Source organism: Methanoculleus sp. SDB (assembly GCA_001412355.1).
Lineage (GTDB): Archaea > Halobacteriota > Methanomicrobia > Methanomicrobiales > Methanomicrobiaceae > LKUD01.
Map to the genome: position 1 here is coordinate 1 of LKUD01000086.1, position 14,202 is coordinate 14,202.

Sequence of the window (14,202 nt, forward strand, 5' to 3'; positions counted from 1 at the left end):
GCGGATCAATAAGGAACTGAAACGACGATCCCGGCCAATAGGAGCGTTTCCAAATGACAATTCACTCCTCCGTCTCGCCGGAGCCATATTGATGGATATCAATGAGGAGTGGATCACAGGGCGGAAGTATTTATCTGGATCAGAGGTGATGGTATGTCAGGATACGAGGGCAGAATTTACAGCAGAATGAGTACACTTCCCTGAATTCAACAATATTAGTGTTAATTATAGCAATAATTGGATTTATTATATATGAAGAGTTTACTCGAGGCCAATATAACGGTATACCTCCTACGTACAATACCAGTATTGAAGTGATATTTCATTAAATCTCAAATGCAATTTTCACAGTAGTTATATTCATTTCTATTTTCTTCATACCTCTTTTTTTTCTAGCTAATTATTTATTGAAAATATCTATTCGTCTTGGTGTTGTTGAATCAAATATGTGGGATTCATTTCTTAAATATTATTCTTTTTTTGTAATGATATCACTATTGATATCGATATCTTATTTCTTGGTTCAATATGCCGGATTTCTTTGTCGGGCTGCCAATAAGTTTGGGATAAAAGTAAAGATTGGAAATGAAAATGAAAATGATTTTTCTAATATAATTTGTGAAACAAAAGATTTCATATTTTTGGAACAAAAAACGATTATACGCGTTGGAAAGCAATTAAAAAAGAAAATATTGAATATTTTGAATATTATTATGATGAGCCGAGATTTGTGGCCTCCTTTTTTGACTTTTTTAAGAAGAAATATGATTTCATTATTGTCTTCACTAGAAAAGATATAATATCGGGATTTGGGTTGGTTGCAATGTGTTTATTGTTTTTAATTATATTGATTTATAATTATTTATTATTTAAGTCTTAATGATGATCATATATGAGAGGTTGTAAAGATTCGAACCGGCGAACTTCTACGAGACTGGGCCCTGAACCCAGCGCCTTTGACCTGGCTTGGCAACCCTCGCCGGTGCTATCTCATGGAAGCATACCGCGCAGACGATCCGAGAAAGAAATCATGGCCGGCGCACGCGGAAAAGGAAATTTACAAAAATTTACCGTGATTGTAAAATTAGCAATCTCAAAGGAAACGGCTCCGTTTCAAAATTGGAATACAAACATCCCGTAAGAGTGCTGCGGGTGGGATCCGAACCCACGATCTCCAGATGTCTCAGATCAGAGACGCCCCGTTCCTTTTGCTCAAAAACCCTATGAGTCTGGCGCCCTAACCTACTAGGCCACCGCAGCGCGGAAAGTGCACACGAATGTGCATTACAAAAAGGGTGGGGGCGGACATAAATGTTCTGATACGCAGGCTGTTGGCTTTCCCTTGGGTACCCGGCCCCGCCGCCTCTATTCGTCTCGTTCCGTGCTTTTCTGCACGTATACGTTGACTGCGGCGGAGATGGCCGCGACGGCCTTGCCGTGGCGGAGGGACGCGGCGAGCGTCTTCATCCGGGTCTCCTCCTCCCTGAGGAAGCGGTTCAGGCTTCTCTGGATGTGCTCTTCCTGCAGGAAATGCGTGTGGGTGTTCCCCGCGATGAAGTGGGAGTTGCTCATGATCGCATGGTGGAGGGGCAGGGTCGTCTTTACGCCGATGATGACGTACTCGTAGATGGCGCGGCGCATCTTCTCGATCGTCTCCATCCTGTCCGCACCGTGGCCGCAGAGCTTCGAGATCATGGAATCGTAATGGGGGGGAATCGAGTAGCCCATGTGAATGCCCGAATCGACGCGGATCCCCGGGCCGCCCGGTGACCGGTACCGGACGATCTTTCCCGGGTCGGCGGTGAAGTTGTTGAGCGGGTCCTCGGCATTGATACGGCACTCGATCGCATGGCCCCGGATGTTCACGTCGTCCTGCGAAAGCGTCAGCTCCTCGCCCGCCGCAATCGCGATCTGCCGCCGCACGATATCGACGCCGGTAATCGCCTCGGTGACCGTGTGCTCCACCTGCAGGCGGGTGTTCATCTCCATGAAGTAGTAGTTGCCGTCCGCGTACAGGAATTCAACCGTGCCCGCGTTCGTATAATCCGAGACCCGGGCGACGGTGAGGGCGGACGCCGCCATCCGCTCCCGGAGATCAGGGGTCATGATCGGACAGGGCGCCTCTTCGACGAGTTTCTGGTGGCGCCGCTGGATCGAGCACTCGCGGTCGAAGAGGTGAATGCGGTTCCCGTATGCATCGGCGAGGACCTGAAACTCGATATGGCGGGGTTTGACGAGGTACTTCTCGATAAAAATGGTGGCATCCCCGAAGGCGGACTCCGCGATGCGCATTCCCTTCGAGATCGCCTCCTCGAGCCCCTCCTCGGACTCGACGATCTGCATTCCGATGCCGCCTCCACCCGAGCTCGCCTTCACGATGACCGGGTATCCGATCTCAGCCGCAATCTTCTTCGCGTCGTCGGCGGACGTGACCCCGTCCGGGGTATAGGGGAGCACCGGCACCCCCGCCTCCTCCATCATGTGCTTGCTTCCGAGCTTGCTCCCCATCGCTTCGATCGTCTTTCCGGAGGGGCCGATGAAGGTGATGCCCTCGCCTTCGCAGAGGTGGGCGAAATGGTGGTTTTCGGCGAGGAAGCCGTACCCCGGGTGGATCGCCTCGGCACCGGATTTTTCCGCGATATCGATGATTCGCTCCATATTGAGGTAGCTCTTCCGGGGGTGCGCTTCCCCCACGTTGAACGCCTCATCCGCATATTTCACGTGGAGCGAGTTCCTGTCGGGGTCTGAATATATCGCCACCGTCTCGATGTCGAGTTCGCGGCATGCCCGCATGACCCTGATGGCGATCTCGCCGCGGTTTGCGATCAAAATCTTTTCGAAATACCTCATTTGATCACCAGCAGGACGTCTCCGTTTTGCACGACATCTCCTGCATCCACAAAGATCTCCTCGACCGTGCCGTCACGCGGGCTCACGACGGGATTCTCCATCTTCATGGCCTCGAGCACAAGGAGCTGCTCGCCCTTCTTCACCTCGGCACCGCGCCTGACCAGCACTTTCAGCACCATGCCCTGCATGTTGCTCTTGACGCCGCCCTCGATGTCCTCGTGAGGAATCGTTGAACCGGCTTTCCCCCCGGTTTGCACGGCGCTCCCTTCAACGGACACGATACGCACCGCAAAGAGCTCCCCGTCCACCTCCACCTCCATGAAGCTGGGAATCTCCGCGGATGAAGTGGTGCGGCTCTCCTTTCTGGGGAGGACCTCGGGGATCCGCTCTCCTTTCAAAAACGACGGGGCGATTGCCGGGTAGAGGATGAGGGTAAGGATATCCTCGTCTTTCCTGACGAGCCCTGCCTTCCGCGCCTCTTCCGCGCTCTTTTCATAGATGGGTTCGAGGAGGTCGGCCGGCCTGCCGGTAAAGGGCTCCTCGTCGCCGATGATCAGCCGACGGATATCCGTGGAAATGGGCCGGGGAGGCCTGCCGTACAGCCCCCGCACGTAGTCCTTGACCTCCTTGGTCACGTTCTTATAACGTTCTCCACCGATAAGCACGTTCAGGACGGCCTGCGTACCGACGATCTGGCTCGTTGGGGTGACGAGCGGGGGATACCCGAGATCCTCGCGCACGTGCGGGATTTCGGTCAGCACGGCCTCCATTTTATCCAGTGCATCCTGTTCTTTAAGCTGTGAGACAAGGTTCGAGATCATCCCGCCCGGAAGCTGGTAGATGAGAACGTCGCTGTCGACCCGTTCTGAGATGGGGTCGATGAGCCCTTCGTACTTCCGGCGCATCTCCAGCACCAGGTTCCGCACCTCCCGCAGAGCCATGAGGTCGATTCCGGTGTCATGCGGTGTCCCGATCAGGCTGGCAACCACGCTCTCCGTCGGGGGCTGGGACGTCCCGAGGGCGAAGGGCGACATGGCGGTATCCAGGATATCCACTCCCGCTTCGATCGCCGCCTGGTAACTCATCGGGGAGATGCCGCTCGTCGAATGGCTGTGGAGGTCGACAAGGATGTCCATCTCCGCCTTGATTCCGGTAATGAGATCGCGGGCCGCGCCGGGCATGATCAGGCCGGCCATATCCTTGATGCAGATCGACTCGCAGTCCATCGCATAGAGATCGCGGGCCATGTCGATGAATGTCTCCACGGAATGGACGGGGCTTGTCGTGTAGCAGATCGTTCCCTGGAGGTGCGACCCGATATCCTTGACGACATCCATCGCCTTTTTCATGTTCCGCGTGTCGTTGAGCGCATCGAACACCCGGAAGATCGATACGCCGTTTCTTGCTGCCGCTTCGACGAATTTTTCGACGACATCGTCGGGGTAATGCCGGTACCCGACGAGGTTCTGCCCCCTGAGAAGCATCTGGATGGGCGTCTTGACAAGCTCACCGTGCAGGGACCTGAGCCGTTCCCAGGGATCGTCGTTTAAGTACCTGATGCAGCTGTCAAAGGTCGCGCCGCCCCATGCCTCTACTGAATAGAATCCGATATTATCGATTGCCCGTGCAATCGGTATCATATCCTCCGTCTTCAGCCGTGTTGCAATAAGCGACTGATGCGCATCCCTCAGCGTTGTATCGGTTATACGGACGGAATGTATTGCATGCATTGAAAACACCTGTGGGGGCTGAAGGAAATTATGCGATAAAGCCTCTAGAAAACTCACTGTATAACTATAAAAATATCACGAACTGTCCAAGTGCGACCAGCAGAACGGAGAATGCACAAAACGCAGCGATTTTATCCTTTAAAGGGGAGGCGAATACGGGGCAGAGCGTTCCTCCGTGCCGGTAGCCGCGCCGGGCGAGAATGAGCGCCTGATCATCGGACCTGTGCAGCTGGGTGATGAGAAGTGTCTGAGCCATCGACAGGGCGGAAGACACGCTCCAGTTCATCCCCTTCAGGCGGAGGGCGGTTTTCATGTGCGCGATATCCTGCTCCATCAGCCTGAGCGCCTGCACGGCAAGCTCGGCGAGAAGCCCCGCCTCGAATCCCGTATGCCTGCCCCCCGCCCAGACTGCGACATCCAGCACGTCCCCCCCGTGCTGCCCGCGGTACGCCCAGCCGGCAATGATGAGAATGGCGGTCATCCGGAGCAGGTACGAAAGGCCGTTTCCTCCGGTCACCTGAATGCCGGCGGCGACAGCGAGAACCATGATCCAGATCGCGCCTCCCGCCCGCCCGGGAACAGAAGTGCGGTGCCGGAGCGCAACGGCGGCCCACCAGAGTATCGCCAGAAGTGCGCCCGCATCAGACGCGAAGGCGGCCAGCGAGAGAGCGAAAACCGAGAACAGTCTCAGCCGCGGATCCTGCATCGTGCCTCCCTGATGTCCGCGGGTCTGATGTTTGCGGGCAGGTGCCCCCTCTCGATCACCGATCGGATCGGTGCCGGGGCATCCTCCCATGACAGGAGCGCCTCCGGTATGGGGCCGAGGCAGCGGAGTGTTCCGCCGTCCATCTCCCAGAGCATATCGGTTTTCGGCAGCCAGAGCGGCTCGTGGGTCAGGATGATGGTAATCCCGTTTTCCGCTGTTTCGAGGCGGCGACAGAGACGCGCCTTCATACGACAGTCGAGTGCACTGAACGGTTCGTCAAGTATCAGCAGATCGTACGGTTTCGACAGCACGCAGGCGAGATGAAGCCGTTTTAGCTCGCCCCGGCTCAGGCGGAGCGGATGGTCGCGTTCACGGCCCGAAAGGGCCGTCTCGGGGAGGATGACGTCCGGGGAGAGGCCCCACGACCGGATTTCGCCTGCAACCGTCGGGGCGGTGACATGGTACTCGGGAAACTGCATCGAGAGCATTGTCCGGCAGATCCCTTCCGCCCTGACAGCCCCCGCATCGGGGTGTTCGAGGCCGGCAAGCACCCGTGAAAGCGACGATTTGCCGCTGCCGACGCGACCGGTAATGAGGTGGATGCCGGGAATAAATACGGCGTCGGCGCTCAGAAGGAACGTTCCCGTCCTCCGCCTCACACCCGAGCAGATCAGGCGCACGGCCCGTTCCTCCAGCACTCCGGGTAGAAGCACGACGATGCAAGGCGGGAAAAGACCTCCTGCGGGGTGCCGGCGTGGACAACCCGTCCCTTCTCCATGTACAGCACGGTGTCTGCACCGATGGCGGTGTCCATGTCCTGCGTGCACTGAAGGATGTGCGGGATCGGGAGGCGTCCGAGCACCTGCTGCACATGCCGTGCCGTGCGCGCGTCACAGTGCGTATCCGGGTCGTCAAGCACCAAGAGGGGCGGCGATGCGATCACGGCGGTTGCGAGGGCGACGAGCGTCTTCTCCCCCCCGGAGATCTCCTGCGTCGATGCCGCGAGGAGATGACCGATACCGATCAACGCCGCCGTTTCCCTGACCCGGGTGTCGATCTCGCCGCAGGGCCGGTGCGCAAACCGCAGGGGCGAGGCGATCTCGTCGAAGACCCGGTCGAACACCACGGTCCGGTCCGTGAATTCCGAGACCCATCCGACGGTGCACCGGCGCGGGTCTGTCCCTGACACGCTGACCGTCCCGCCCGCAGGTACCTGCATGCCGGCGCAGAGCTCCAGCAGAGTGGATTTCCCGGCACCGTTCGGGCCGATGACCATACAGTGCCCTTCCGGTATCGATAGAGCGGGGATGTCGAGAATTTTATGCCTGAGCGCCTGCAGTTCGATCATTCGAGTCGTTCCGCAATCAGGTAGCCTGCTGCCGATTTCACCGCATCGCCGGGCAGAAAAGGGACGGCACCGACCATGAATGCCGTACCGGCGGAAAGCGGCGTCGAACCTGCGAGCCAGAGAACACCGCACCCGAGAATTGCGGCGCTTCCGAGCGCGATGCCCGCTGCACGTATCGCACGCCTGTCAGTTTCGTAGGCAAGGCCGACAATGACGGCGGCAGGGATAAAACCGAGAAGATAGCCACCCGTCGGCCCGAGCAGCACGCCGATCCCGGCAAGCCCGTTGTGAAATACCGGAATGCCGAGTGAGCCGAGCACAAGATAGCAGACGGCAGGCACGGCGGCGTACCGCTTCATCACCACCCCGGCGAGAAGAACAAAGAATGTCTGCAGGGTGAGGGGAACAGGTACGAAAGGAATCGAAATCCACGCCCCGGCGGTGATCAATGCGATGAAGGTGGCGCTCCGTGTCAGGAGAAAGGTCCGCGTCTCGTTGCCGAACATCTCTGTCAACCCGATTATATTTCGCGGTTGACACGAAAAAGATATCAGGTGTGGTTGCAGTCGCCTGCGATGACCCGCTCCACCCTGCCGTTGTCCTTCCTGATGAGGAGCGCCCCGTGGTTATCGATGTCGATTGCCTCTCCCTCCACGCTTTTTCTGAGCGTGCGCACGTGGACGCGGTGGTCGAGGGTGAGTGAGAGGCTCTTCCATTCCCTGAGAAGTGATTCGTACTCCTCGCTTTCGAGAAGAAGGTAGCGTTGTTCGAATTCGCGCAGCACCCGGGCCAGCAGGGCGCGTCGGTCAATCTCGAACCCCGTTTCCGCGGAGATCGAGGTGATGGTGTTTGCGAATTCGTTCGGAAGGTGTGTAGGATCGATGTTTGCGTCGATACCGATTCCGAGCAGGCAGTAATGCACCGTATCCGCCTCTGCGGAAAGTTCAAGCAGCAGGCCCGAGACCTTCTTGTCCCCGATATAGATGTCGTTCGGCCACTTGATGAGCGCCCCGATATCGTATTCCTTCCTGATCGCCCGTGCCACTGCGATGGATCCCGCCATCGTGATCATAAACAGGTGGTCTATCGGGATGTCGGGGGTGAGAATGATGGTGAACCAGATCCCTCCCGAAGGAGAGACCCACGCACGCCCGAGACGGCCGATTCCTCCCGTCTGTTCTTCGGCGACGATGACCGTGCCGTTTAAGGCTGCCGGATCGCCACGGGAGCAGAGATCCTTTGCCACCCATGTCGTGGATGCCGTGCTCCTGTGATACCGGATGTCCCGTCCGATGAAGCGTGTTTTCAGGAGTTTACTGATCTCATGGGGCAGCAGGCGGCTGGTTGCCGCTTCCAGCCGGTACCCTTTCTGACGCGAGGCGTTGATCTCGTATCCCCACTCCCTGAGTTCCCTGATATGTTTCCAGACAGCAGACCTGCTCACACCCAGACGGGTGCTGATCGTCTCACCCGATATCGATCCATCTGCCTCTTCGAGAATGGAGAGGACTTTAAGGGATGTTTCATTCATGGCAACTACCTTTTGGCATCGATTGCTTCGGAAGGGAGCGGGCAGGGATCCGTGCCGCAGACCTGTCTGATGATATCGGACTGGTGCTCCATGAGTGTAGCCAGATCAAAGATACCGGTCATATCGACGACGCCAATCGCCCCGATTGCCTCCCCCGTGCCGTTTCGAAGGGGGGCGACAACGACCGGCACATTCCTGTATGCACCGGCCGACGGTGTGGCTCTGACTATCGAATTATTCCTGATGGCTTCTTCGAGTGCCGGGCCGGAATATGCCTCATCGATCACCCTGCCGTTCTCAATCCGCACACCCGGGTACATGAGAGAACGGGCGGTAACCGGAAGGCGGTTTAAAAGCTCGTGAAGCGCCATGACAACAGGCAGGAAATCATGAGGTCCGGAGCCGGCAGAGATTACAAACTGGTCCATCGGAATATCCTCACATGTCTGTCATTTCTCACCTAAAATAAGGTTTCCGTATCGCCCGTGCAGAAAGACCGGATAAACCCGCGGGACGGGTATTCGTGGATGGCCGTCACGTATACGGTGCCCTTGCCGAGACCGTGCCTGAGCATAAGCGTACGTCCGTTTTCCGCCTCAACCACCCGGCTGCCATGGCATTCGGAAAAATGCCCGTCGCATTCGACGGCACTGCAATCGAAATCCTCGAGTATATGTCCCTCTTTCCCGTTTTCGGGAGTGACAGACGCCCGGAAATACTCATGGTGGTACCGGACGGGGAAGGGGAGCCAGTCGTATGCGTTCTCGTTCGGGCTCATGGCGCCGAAGACGAGCAGATTGCCGCCCCGCTCGACGAACCTTTTTATGCGGCCCTGTGATGCACGCAGGGCGGGAAGAAGGCCTGAAAAGGCGGGATTGCCGAACCCGGTCGGAATTACCAGCGTGACGAAGGATCCGCGGTAAAAAGGCGCCGCAAGCATATGCGGCGTGACCAGTTCGCAGGGTACGCCGCAGTCCTCGATGAAGCGCGTGAAGACAAGATCCGAATCCCATGCAAGGGCAGCCCTGCACTTCATCCTTTAATCACCCCCAGCGGTTCAAGCCGGGCCACCGTAAGCGAGAGGCCGGCTTCGTGCACGACACGCACGACCTCACTGCTCGGTTTGTAGGCCTCGGGCGCTTCCTCGGCGATCACGGCCTGGCTCGTCGCCCTGACAATGATGCCCTGTTTTGCGAGTATTTTCTGGACCTCAGCACCGCGCGTGCTCTTTTTTGCCTGCGTCCTGCTCATGAGGCGCCCGGCCCCGTGGCAGGTGCTTCCGAATGTCTTTTCCATGGCGGTTGCCGTTCCTTTCAGGAGGTACGAGGACGACCCCATGCTGCCGGGGATAATGACCGGCTGTCCTTCTTCCGAATAGGCGCGGGGAATATCCCGCGATCCCGGGCCGAACGCGCGGGTGGCACCCTTCCGGTGGACACAAAGCCGCATGGATCGACCGTCAACCCGGTGATCCTCGATTTTCGCCACATTATGGGCCACATCGTACACGAGCGGCATATCCTCGTGTTCCAGCCCGAAGAATGAGGCGAATACGCCGCGTGCGTTATGGGTGATCATCTGGCGGTTTGCCCACGCGTAGTTTGCCGCCGCCGCCATCGCGCCGAGATATGCCTTCCCCTCCGGACTCGAGACCGGTGCGCATGCGAGCTGGCGGTCGGGGACCTGTATGTTGTAGTTACCGGTGGCCTTTTCGAGCACTTTCAGGTGATCCGTGCAGACCTGATGGCCGAGCCCGCGGGAGCCACAGTGTATCATGCAGCAAATCTGCCCCTTTTCGATCCCGAATGCACGAGCGGCCCGTTCATCGGTTACCTCGGCAACGACCTGCAGCTCGAGGAAATGATTGCCCGACCCGAGCGTACCGCATTGCGGCATGCCGCGCTGGCGTGCCTTCTGGCTCACGTCTGCGCTGGATGCATCCTTCATAGAACCGTTCTCTTCGCAGTGTTCGAGATCGTTTTCATGTCCGTAGCCGTTCCTGACCGCCCACGACGCCCCCTCGTCCATCATATCCAGAAGATCCCGGGCGGAGAGTTTCAGCGTGCTCTTTGCTCCGACACCCGTCGGTATGGTCCTGAACAGCGCTTCGATCAGTTCGCGTTTCCGTGTGATGTCCTTTTCCGTGGGCGGGGTGGCGATAAGCCGTACACCGCAGTTGATGTCAAAGCCCACGCCGCCCGGTGAGATGACGCCGTGCTCCATATCAAACGCCGCCACTCCCCCGATAGGAAAACCGTATCCCCAGTGGATGTCGGGCATTGCGAGCGAGTATTTCACAATTCCGGGAAGGGTGGCCACATTTGCAAGCTGCCTGACGGCCCCCTCCTCAACAGAGCCTGCGAGATCGTCGGAGAGGTAGAACCGACCCGGCACCCGCATGCCCGGCACGTACCCCACGGGAACCTCCCACTCCATGTTTCCCACCTTCCGTATTCCTGTGTGCATACCCTCACCTCACACGTCAAAGATTATGTCTACCTGATATCCTTCATCGGTGTTAATGATTCGCAGCCCCGAATAGGAGATGCCCTTAATCTCCGTTCCCCCACGGTGGCGCTCGGGAGAAAAGGTCTCTCCCCGCGCGGTGCAGTACACAACGGCTCCCTCCACGCGTGCCTTGATGTCGGAAAACACGATTCCTTCCACTTCGGAGAGAAACAGGAGTTCCGAGAGGAGGTCGTGAAGCAGCGCTTCCGGATCGTCGGCAGTAAGGGAAAATGTTCTCTCGATCCCCCCGTCCCGTCGGTCCTCGAACATCACCGCGGCCATGGCGGCGGCGGCATCGGAGAAGAGCTCGTCGAGGGTTCGTCCCCACACCCGGATCAGGATATCTGCCGTGTGGTCCAGTTCTGTATGTGGCATGGCGGCATCATCATTCGTACCCAAAGAACCGGGGGATCATCCCCATGTGAATGTGATCGATGTACCGCGCCTGAAAGACCGAGACGTAGATGATCTGATCGTCCACATAGATCTCCATATCCGACGATTTCGGCGGTTTCACGGTCGTGGGGAGCAGAATCGGACCGCCGCATGAGGTACAGATACGAAAATCGCACTTTCGCTCCCTGACGAAAGAACGAACCTCGTCAGTCAGTGTAATTTCATGAACAGGATGAGAATCCCCGATATCGGTATGCATTCTTCTGTAAATGTATGAAGAAAGAGGAGAAAACAGTTGTGCCCCGGAATATCCGGGTCAGCACGACACGATCAGCCGGACGACCAGATCGCGGTACTGGTCCCGGAGTTCGTACGTCGTATTTGTATTGTCTTTCGTCCTGATGACGCGAAGGATGCCGATTTTGGATGCAATAATCCCGACCATCGATGCGACGGACTGGTAGGTGATCTCGAACCGCTGCTGAAGGATGTCATGAACGTCTGCAATGGTCAGGGATTTGATTTTTAAGAAAATATTGAGGATTTCATGGCGTATGCCGGTTTTATCCCGTGACAGGTAGCTCCGCAGACGGCTCTCGATCTCCTTTCTAAGATCAGCCGGGGATCTCATATTCTGGTGTATTTCCGAATTTTATTTATAAGTTTTTATTTCAATTCCGTCACAGGCATCATTTTTTATCTCTCCGGAAAGGGACGGGGCGCGGGAATGCCGGCGCCCGTGCAGGCGGCTGCCTGTCGCTTTGGATAGCGCAGAATACCAACAATTTAAGCATCCGGGCACAAATCATTAGACATGGGATTTATCACCTATGATATAGGTTCATATGCACCAAAGACAATGGTTGCCCTTCCCATCGCCATTCTTATTCTATCGTGTGCCTTTCTCGCCTTTAATACCGTTTCGACGGGAATGCCGGTCAATCCCGGCATCGATTTTGCGGGCGGCGTGGCGCTGACGGTGTTTACGGATGACAGCAGAGAAGAGATCGCCCTTTATTTCGCCGATTATCCCTTAGTCTCCATCGGTGAGAGCGTAAACAACGGGCGCTACATCACCTTCGAATATATGGATGACGACACCTTCAGGGCTCTTACCGGGGTGGTCCAGTCGCGGTATCCTGATGCGAAGATCGACCAGATAGGGGAAACGTTCGGAAAAACCCTGCAGGGACAGGCGCTTGTTGCCCTGCTCTTCTCTTTCGTCGGGATGTCGGTTGTGGTCTTTATCGCGTTCCGGACATTCATCCCGTCATTTGCGGTCGTCCTCTCCGCATTTTCCGACATCGTGATTTCGGCGGCATTCATGGACGCATTCGGCATCAGCCTGTCGCTTGGTACTACTGCCGCCCTCCTGATGCTGATCGGGTACTCGGTGGACAGCGACATCCTCCTCACCACACGCCTCCTGAAACGAAAGGGAAAGATAAAGGAGAAACTGGAGGGAGCGTTCCGCACCGGGTTTATCATGACCACCACGACGCTGACGGCCGTGGCGGCGATGTTTGTCGTCTCCGCCTTTGCGCAGATCATCATTATCCGTGAAATTTCCACGGTGCTCCTCTTCGGCCTCGTCGTTGATCTGATGAACACCTGGCTCTTGAATGCGGGTCTCCTGAAGTGGTACGTGACACGCGGGGGTGCGAAATGAATACGGACGCTTTCCGCCAGATCCTCTCCGACTGGCGTGTTATCGTCATGGTGGTGCTCGTATTCGCATCGGTTGCGGGCATCTACCTCCTTCCCTTCAACCCGGATGCCGGACTGACCGGCAACCTGCAGCTCGGGCTTGATCTTGAAGGAGGGGCATGGCTGCAGCTTGCCTTCAGGGCTGAAGTCGTCGGATTCTCGAGCGATGTGCCTGTCGAAGAATTCATTCCCGATCTCAGGAACCGCCTCGATGCCGAAGTGTACCTGGTGGATGACGATCGAATCGAAATCCGGAAATTCTTTACCCGGGAGGAACTCGAACCGGTCTTTGCCGAAGCGGGAGGGACGATCACCTCCTACGCGCAGGGTGTTTCCGGGGCAACCGCCGATGATGTGAAACTGATCCTCGAGGAAAAGGTCAATACGCTCGGGACCCGCGATGCCCGCATCAATACCCTCACCGCCCTCGAAGGGGTGACACGCTACATCCGTATAGAGCTCGCGGGAGAGGACATCACAACGGCTCAGGACATTGTTGGAAAACAGGGTAAATTCGAGATTCGGATACAGACCACAGGAAACGCAACCGAGCACGTGCTGTTCGGGGAGATGATAACGAGCGTATCGACGCCGAGCCAGTCCCCGCCCGGGAGCGGCCAGTGGGGGGTCGGGTTTACCCTGAGCGAATCGGGAGCGGATGCCTTCCGTGAGGCGGCGATCACCTACGGAGCGGTGCGGGATCCCGACAGCCACGAACTGATTATGCTGCTGGACGACGTCATCGTTTACAGCGCGCCTCTCTCCCCGGATCTGGCGTCTAACCTACAGAATTATCCCGTCCGGCAGCTGAGCGCCTCCACGGGAGGCGGTGCGGCAGCCCTTGAACAGGCGAAGGCGCTCGAGATCCACCTTCGCGCCGGCGCACTGCCGGTGGATGTCGAAGTGGCGGGTTCGGGCTCGGTTCCCGCCAATCTCGGGGAGTACTTCAAGATAATGTCGGTCGTCGCCGGACTCCTTGCCCTGCTTGCCGTCGGGGTAACGGTGTACTTCCGGTACCGTGAGCCGTCGATCGTGCTGCCGATGATCGGGACGAATGTTGTCGAGATCATCATCCTGCTCGGTATTGCGCGGTATATCCAGCAGCTGGATCTTGCCAGTATCGCGGGGCTGATCGCGGTTCTCGGTACAGGCATCGATCAGCTTGTGGTGATTACCGACGAGGTTCTTTTCGAAGGGCGTGTCCCGTCGCCGAACCTCTATCTCAAGCGCCTCGCCCGGGCTCTCGGCATTATCATCGTAGCCGCTTCAACGACCTTTATCGCGATGCTTCCGCTCGCGCTGATGGATCTGAGTACGTTGAAGGGATTTGCAATTATCACCATTCTCGGTGTGCTCATCGGCGTCCTTATCACGCGGCCCGCGTACGGCAAGATCATCATGGGAATCCTTTCCCGGTAATCCTTTT

Annotated in this window: 15 protein-coding genes, 2 tRNA genes and 1 pseudogene; 3 read left to right on the plus strand and 15 right to left on the minus strand. The window is 57.1% G+C overall.

Annotated elements, in window-relative coordinates; translation table 11 throughout:
- Positions 1-190 (plus strand): annotated as a pseudogene (locus APR53_05010).
- A 703-nt stretch (positions 191-893) separates the two neighbouring features.
- Here APR53_05010 and APR53_05015 read toward each other — a convergent pair.
- From APR53_05015 to APR53_05085, 15 genes are all read right to left on the minus strand, one after another.
- A tRNA-Leu gene (locus APR53_05015) sits at positions 894-980 on the minus strand.
- 164 nt (positions 981-1,144) lie between these two features.
- A tRNA-Met gene (locus APR53_05020) sits at positions 1,145-1,260 on the minus strand.
- A gap of 105 nt (positions 1,261-1,365) precedes the next feature.
- Positions 1,366-2,850 (minus strand): pyruvate carboxylase subunit A, encoded by a 1,485-nt coding sequence (locus tag APR53_05025; protein KQC03460.1) that lies wholly within the window; start codon positions 2,848-2,850, stop codon positions 1,366-1,368.
- On the minus strand, positions 2,847-4,580 hold the full coding sequence (locus APR53_05030) for a pyruvate carboxylase subunit B (protein ID KQC03461.1): 1,734 nt from the start codon (positions 4,578-4,580) through the stop codon (positions 2,847-2,849). Before APR53_05030 ends, APR53_05025 begins: the two co-directional genes overlap by 4 nt.
- 64 nt (positions 4,581-4,644) lie before the next feature.
- Positions 4,645-5,286 (minus strand): hypothetical protein, encoded by a 642-nt coding sequence (locus tag APR53_05035; GenBank protein ID KQC03462.1) that lies wholly within the window; start codon positions 5,284-5,286, stop codon positions 4,645-4,647.
- Positions 5,268-5,966: an ABC transporter gene (locus APR53_05040; protein KQC03463.1), complete on the minus strand. Its 699-nt coding sequence runs from the start codon at positions 5,964-5,966 to the stop codon at positions 5,268-5,270. The genes APR53_05035 and APR53_05040 overlap by 19 nt, the downstream gene beginning before the upstream one ends.
- Positions 5,957-6,634 carry an ABC transporter gene (locus APR53_05045; protein KQC03464.1) on the minus strand — a complete coding sequence of 226 codons (678 nt, stop codon included), beginning with the start codon at positions 6,632-6,634 and terminating at the stop codon, positions 5,957-5,959. The genes APR53_05040 and APR53_05045 overlap by 10 nt, the downstream gene beginning before the upstream one ends.
- Positions 6,631-7,140, minus strand: a complete 510-nt coding sequence (locus tag APR53_05050; protein KQC03465.1) for a biotin transporter BioY — start codon at positions 7,138-7,140, stop codon at positions 6,631-6,633. The genes APR53_05045 and APR53_05050 overlap by 4 nt, the downstream gene beginning before the upstream one ends.
- 44 nt (positions 7,141-7,184) lie before the next feature.
- On the minus strand, positions 7,185-8,165 hold the full coding sequence (locus APR53_05055; GenBank protein KQC03466.1) for a biotin--acetyl-CoA-carboxylase ligase: 981 nt from the start codon (positions 8,163-8,165) through the stop codon (positions 7,185-7,187).
- 5 nt (positions 8,166-8,170) lie between these two features.
- Positions 8,171-8,593, minus strand: coding sequence for a hypothetical protein (locus tag APR53_05060; protein KQC03467.1), 423 nt, complete (start codon positions 8,591-8,593; stop codon positions 8,171-8,173).
- A gap of 32 nt (positions 8,594-8,625) precedes the next feature.
- Complete coding sequence (locus APR53_05065; GenBank protein ID KQC03468.1) at positions 8,626-9,201, minus strand: hypothetical protein; 576 nt, start codon at positions 9,199-9,201, stop codon at positions 8,626-8,628.
- Positions 9,198-10,631, minus strand: a complete 1,434-nt coding sequence (locus APR53_05070) for a tRNA-splicing ligase (protein ID KQC03469.1) — start codon at positions 10,629-10,631, stop codon at positions 9,198-9,200. The genes APR53_05065 and APR53_05070 overlap by 4 nt, the downstream gene beginning before the upstream one ends.
- A 9-nt stretch (positions 10,632-10,640) precedes the next feature.
- Positions 10,641-11,048, minus strand: coding sequence for a hypothetical protein (locus APR53_05075; GenBank protein ID KQC03470.1), 408 nt, complete (start codon positions 11,046-11,048; stop codon positions 10,641-10,643).
- 10 nt (positions 11,049-11,058) lie between these two features.
- Positions 11,059-11,328 (minus strand): hypothetical protein, encoded by a 270-nt coding sequence (locus APR53_05080; GenBank protein KQC03471.1) that lies wholly within the window; start codon positions 11,326-11,328, stop codon positions 11,059-11,061.
- Between the two features lie 57 nt (positions 11,329-11,385).
- Positions 11,386-11,700, minus strand: a complete 315-nt coding sequence (locus APR53_05085) for a hypothetical protein (GenBank protein KQC03472.1) — start codon at positions 11,698-11,700, stop codon at positions 11,386-11,388.
- A gap of 183 nt (positions 11,701-11,883) precedes the next feature.
- Between APR53_05085 and APR53_05090 the strand changes: the two genes are divergently transcribed.
- Both APR53_05090 and APR53_05095 read left to right on the plus strand, forming a co-directional pair.
- The gene (locus APR53_05090; protein ID KQC03473.1) at positions 11,884-12,738 is read left to right on the plus strand and encodes a preprotein translocase subunit SecF; all 855 of its coding nucleotides are present in this window, start codon (positions 11,884-11,886) and stop codon (positions 12,736-12,738) included.
- On the plus strand, positions 12,735-14,195 hold the full coding sequence (locus APR53_05095; protein KQC03474.1) for a preprotein translocase subunit SecD: 1,461 nt from the start codon (positions 12,735-12,737) through the stop codon (positions 14,193-14,195). The genes APR53_05090 and APR53_05095 overlap by 4 nt, the downstream gene beginning before the upstream one ends.
- Positions 14,196-14,202: the final 7 nt, after the last annotated feature.

What these genes read in the sequence shown, in the direction of transcription:
- APR53_05025 (KQC03460.1), bottom strand. Translation starts at nt 2,850, where the DNA reads ATGAGGTATTTCGAAAAGATTTTGATCGCAAACCGCGGCGAGATCGCC.
- APR53_05030 (KQC03461.1), bottom strand. Translation starts at nt 4,580, where the DNA reads ATGCATGCAATACATTCCGTCCGTATAACCGATACAACGCTGAGGGAT.
- APR53_05035 (KQC03462.1), bottom strand. Translation starts at nt 5,286, where the DNA reads ATGCAGGATCCGCGGCTGAGACTGTTCTCGGTTTTCGCTCTCTCGCTG.
- APR53_05045 (KQC03464.1), bottom strand. Translation starts at nt 6,634, where the DNA reads ATGATCGAACTGCAGGCGCTCAGGCATAAAATTCTCGACATCCCCGCT.
- APR53_05050 (KQC03465.1), bottom strand. Translation starts at nt 7,140, where the DNA reads ATGTTCGGCAACGAGACGCGGACCTTTCTCCTGACACGGAGCGCCACC.
- APR53_05055 (KQC03466.1), bottom strand. Translation starts at nt 8,165, where the DNA reads ATGAATGAAACATCCCTTAAAGTCCTCTCCATTCTCGAAGAGGCAGAT.
- APR53_05060 (KQC03467.1), bottom strand. Translation starts at nt 8,593, where the DNA reads ATGGACCAGTTTGTAATCTCTGCCGGCTCCGGACCTCATGATTTCCTG.
- APR53_05065 (KQC03468.1), bottom strand. Translation starts at nt 9,201, where the DNA reads ATGAAGTGCAGGGCTGCCCTTGCATGGGATTCGGATCTTGTCTTCACG.
- APR53_05070 (KQC03469.1), bottom strand. Translation starts at nt 10,631, where the DNA reads ATGCACACAGGAATACGGAAGGTGGGAAACATGGAGTGGGAGGTTCCC.
- APR53_05075 (KQC03470.1), bottom strand. Translation starts at nt 11,048, where the DNA reads ATGCCACATACAGAACTGGACCACACGGCAGATATCCTGATCCGGGTG.
- APR53_05080 (KQC03471.1), bottom strand. Translation starts at nt 11,328, where the DNA reads ATGCATACCGATATCGGGGATTCTCATCCTGTTCATGAAATTACACTG.
- APR53_05085 (KQC03472.1), bottom strand. Translation starts at nt 11,700, where the DNA reads ATGAGATCCCCGGCTGATCTTAGAAAGGAGATCGAGAGCCGTCTGCGG.
- APR53_05090 (KQC03473.1), top strand. Translation starts at nt 11,884, where the DNA reads ATGGGATTTATCACCTATGATATAGGTTCATATGCACCAAAGACAATG.
- APR53_05095 (KQC03474.1), top strand. Translation starts at nt 12,735, where the DNA reads ATGAATACGGACGCTTTCCGCCAGATCCTCTCCGACTGGCGTGTTATC.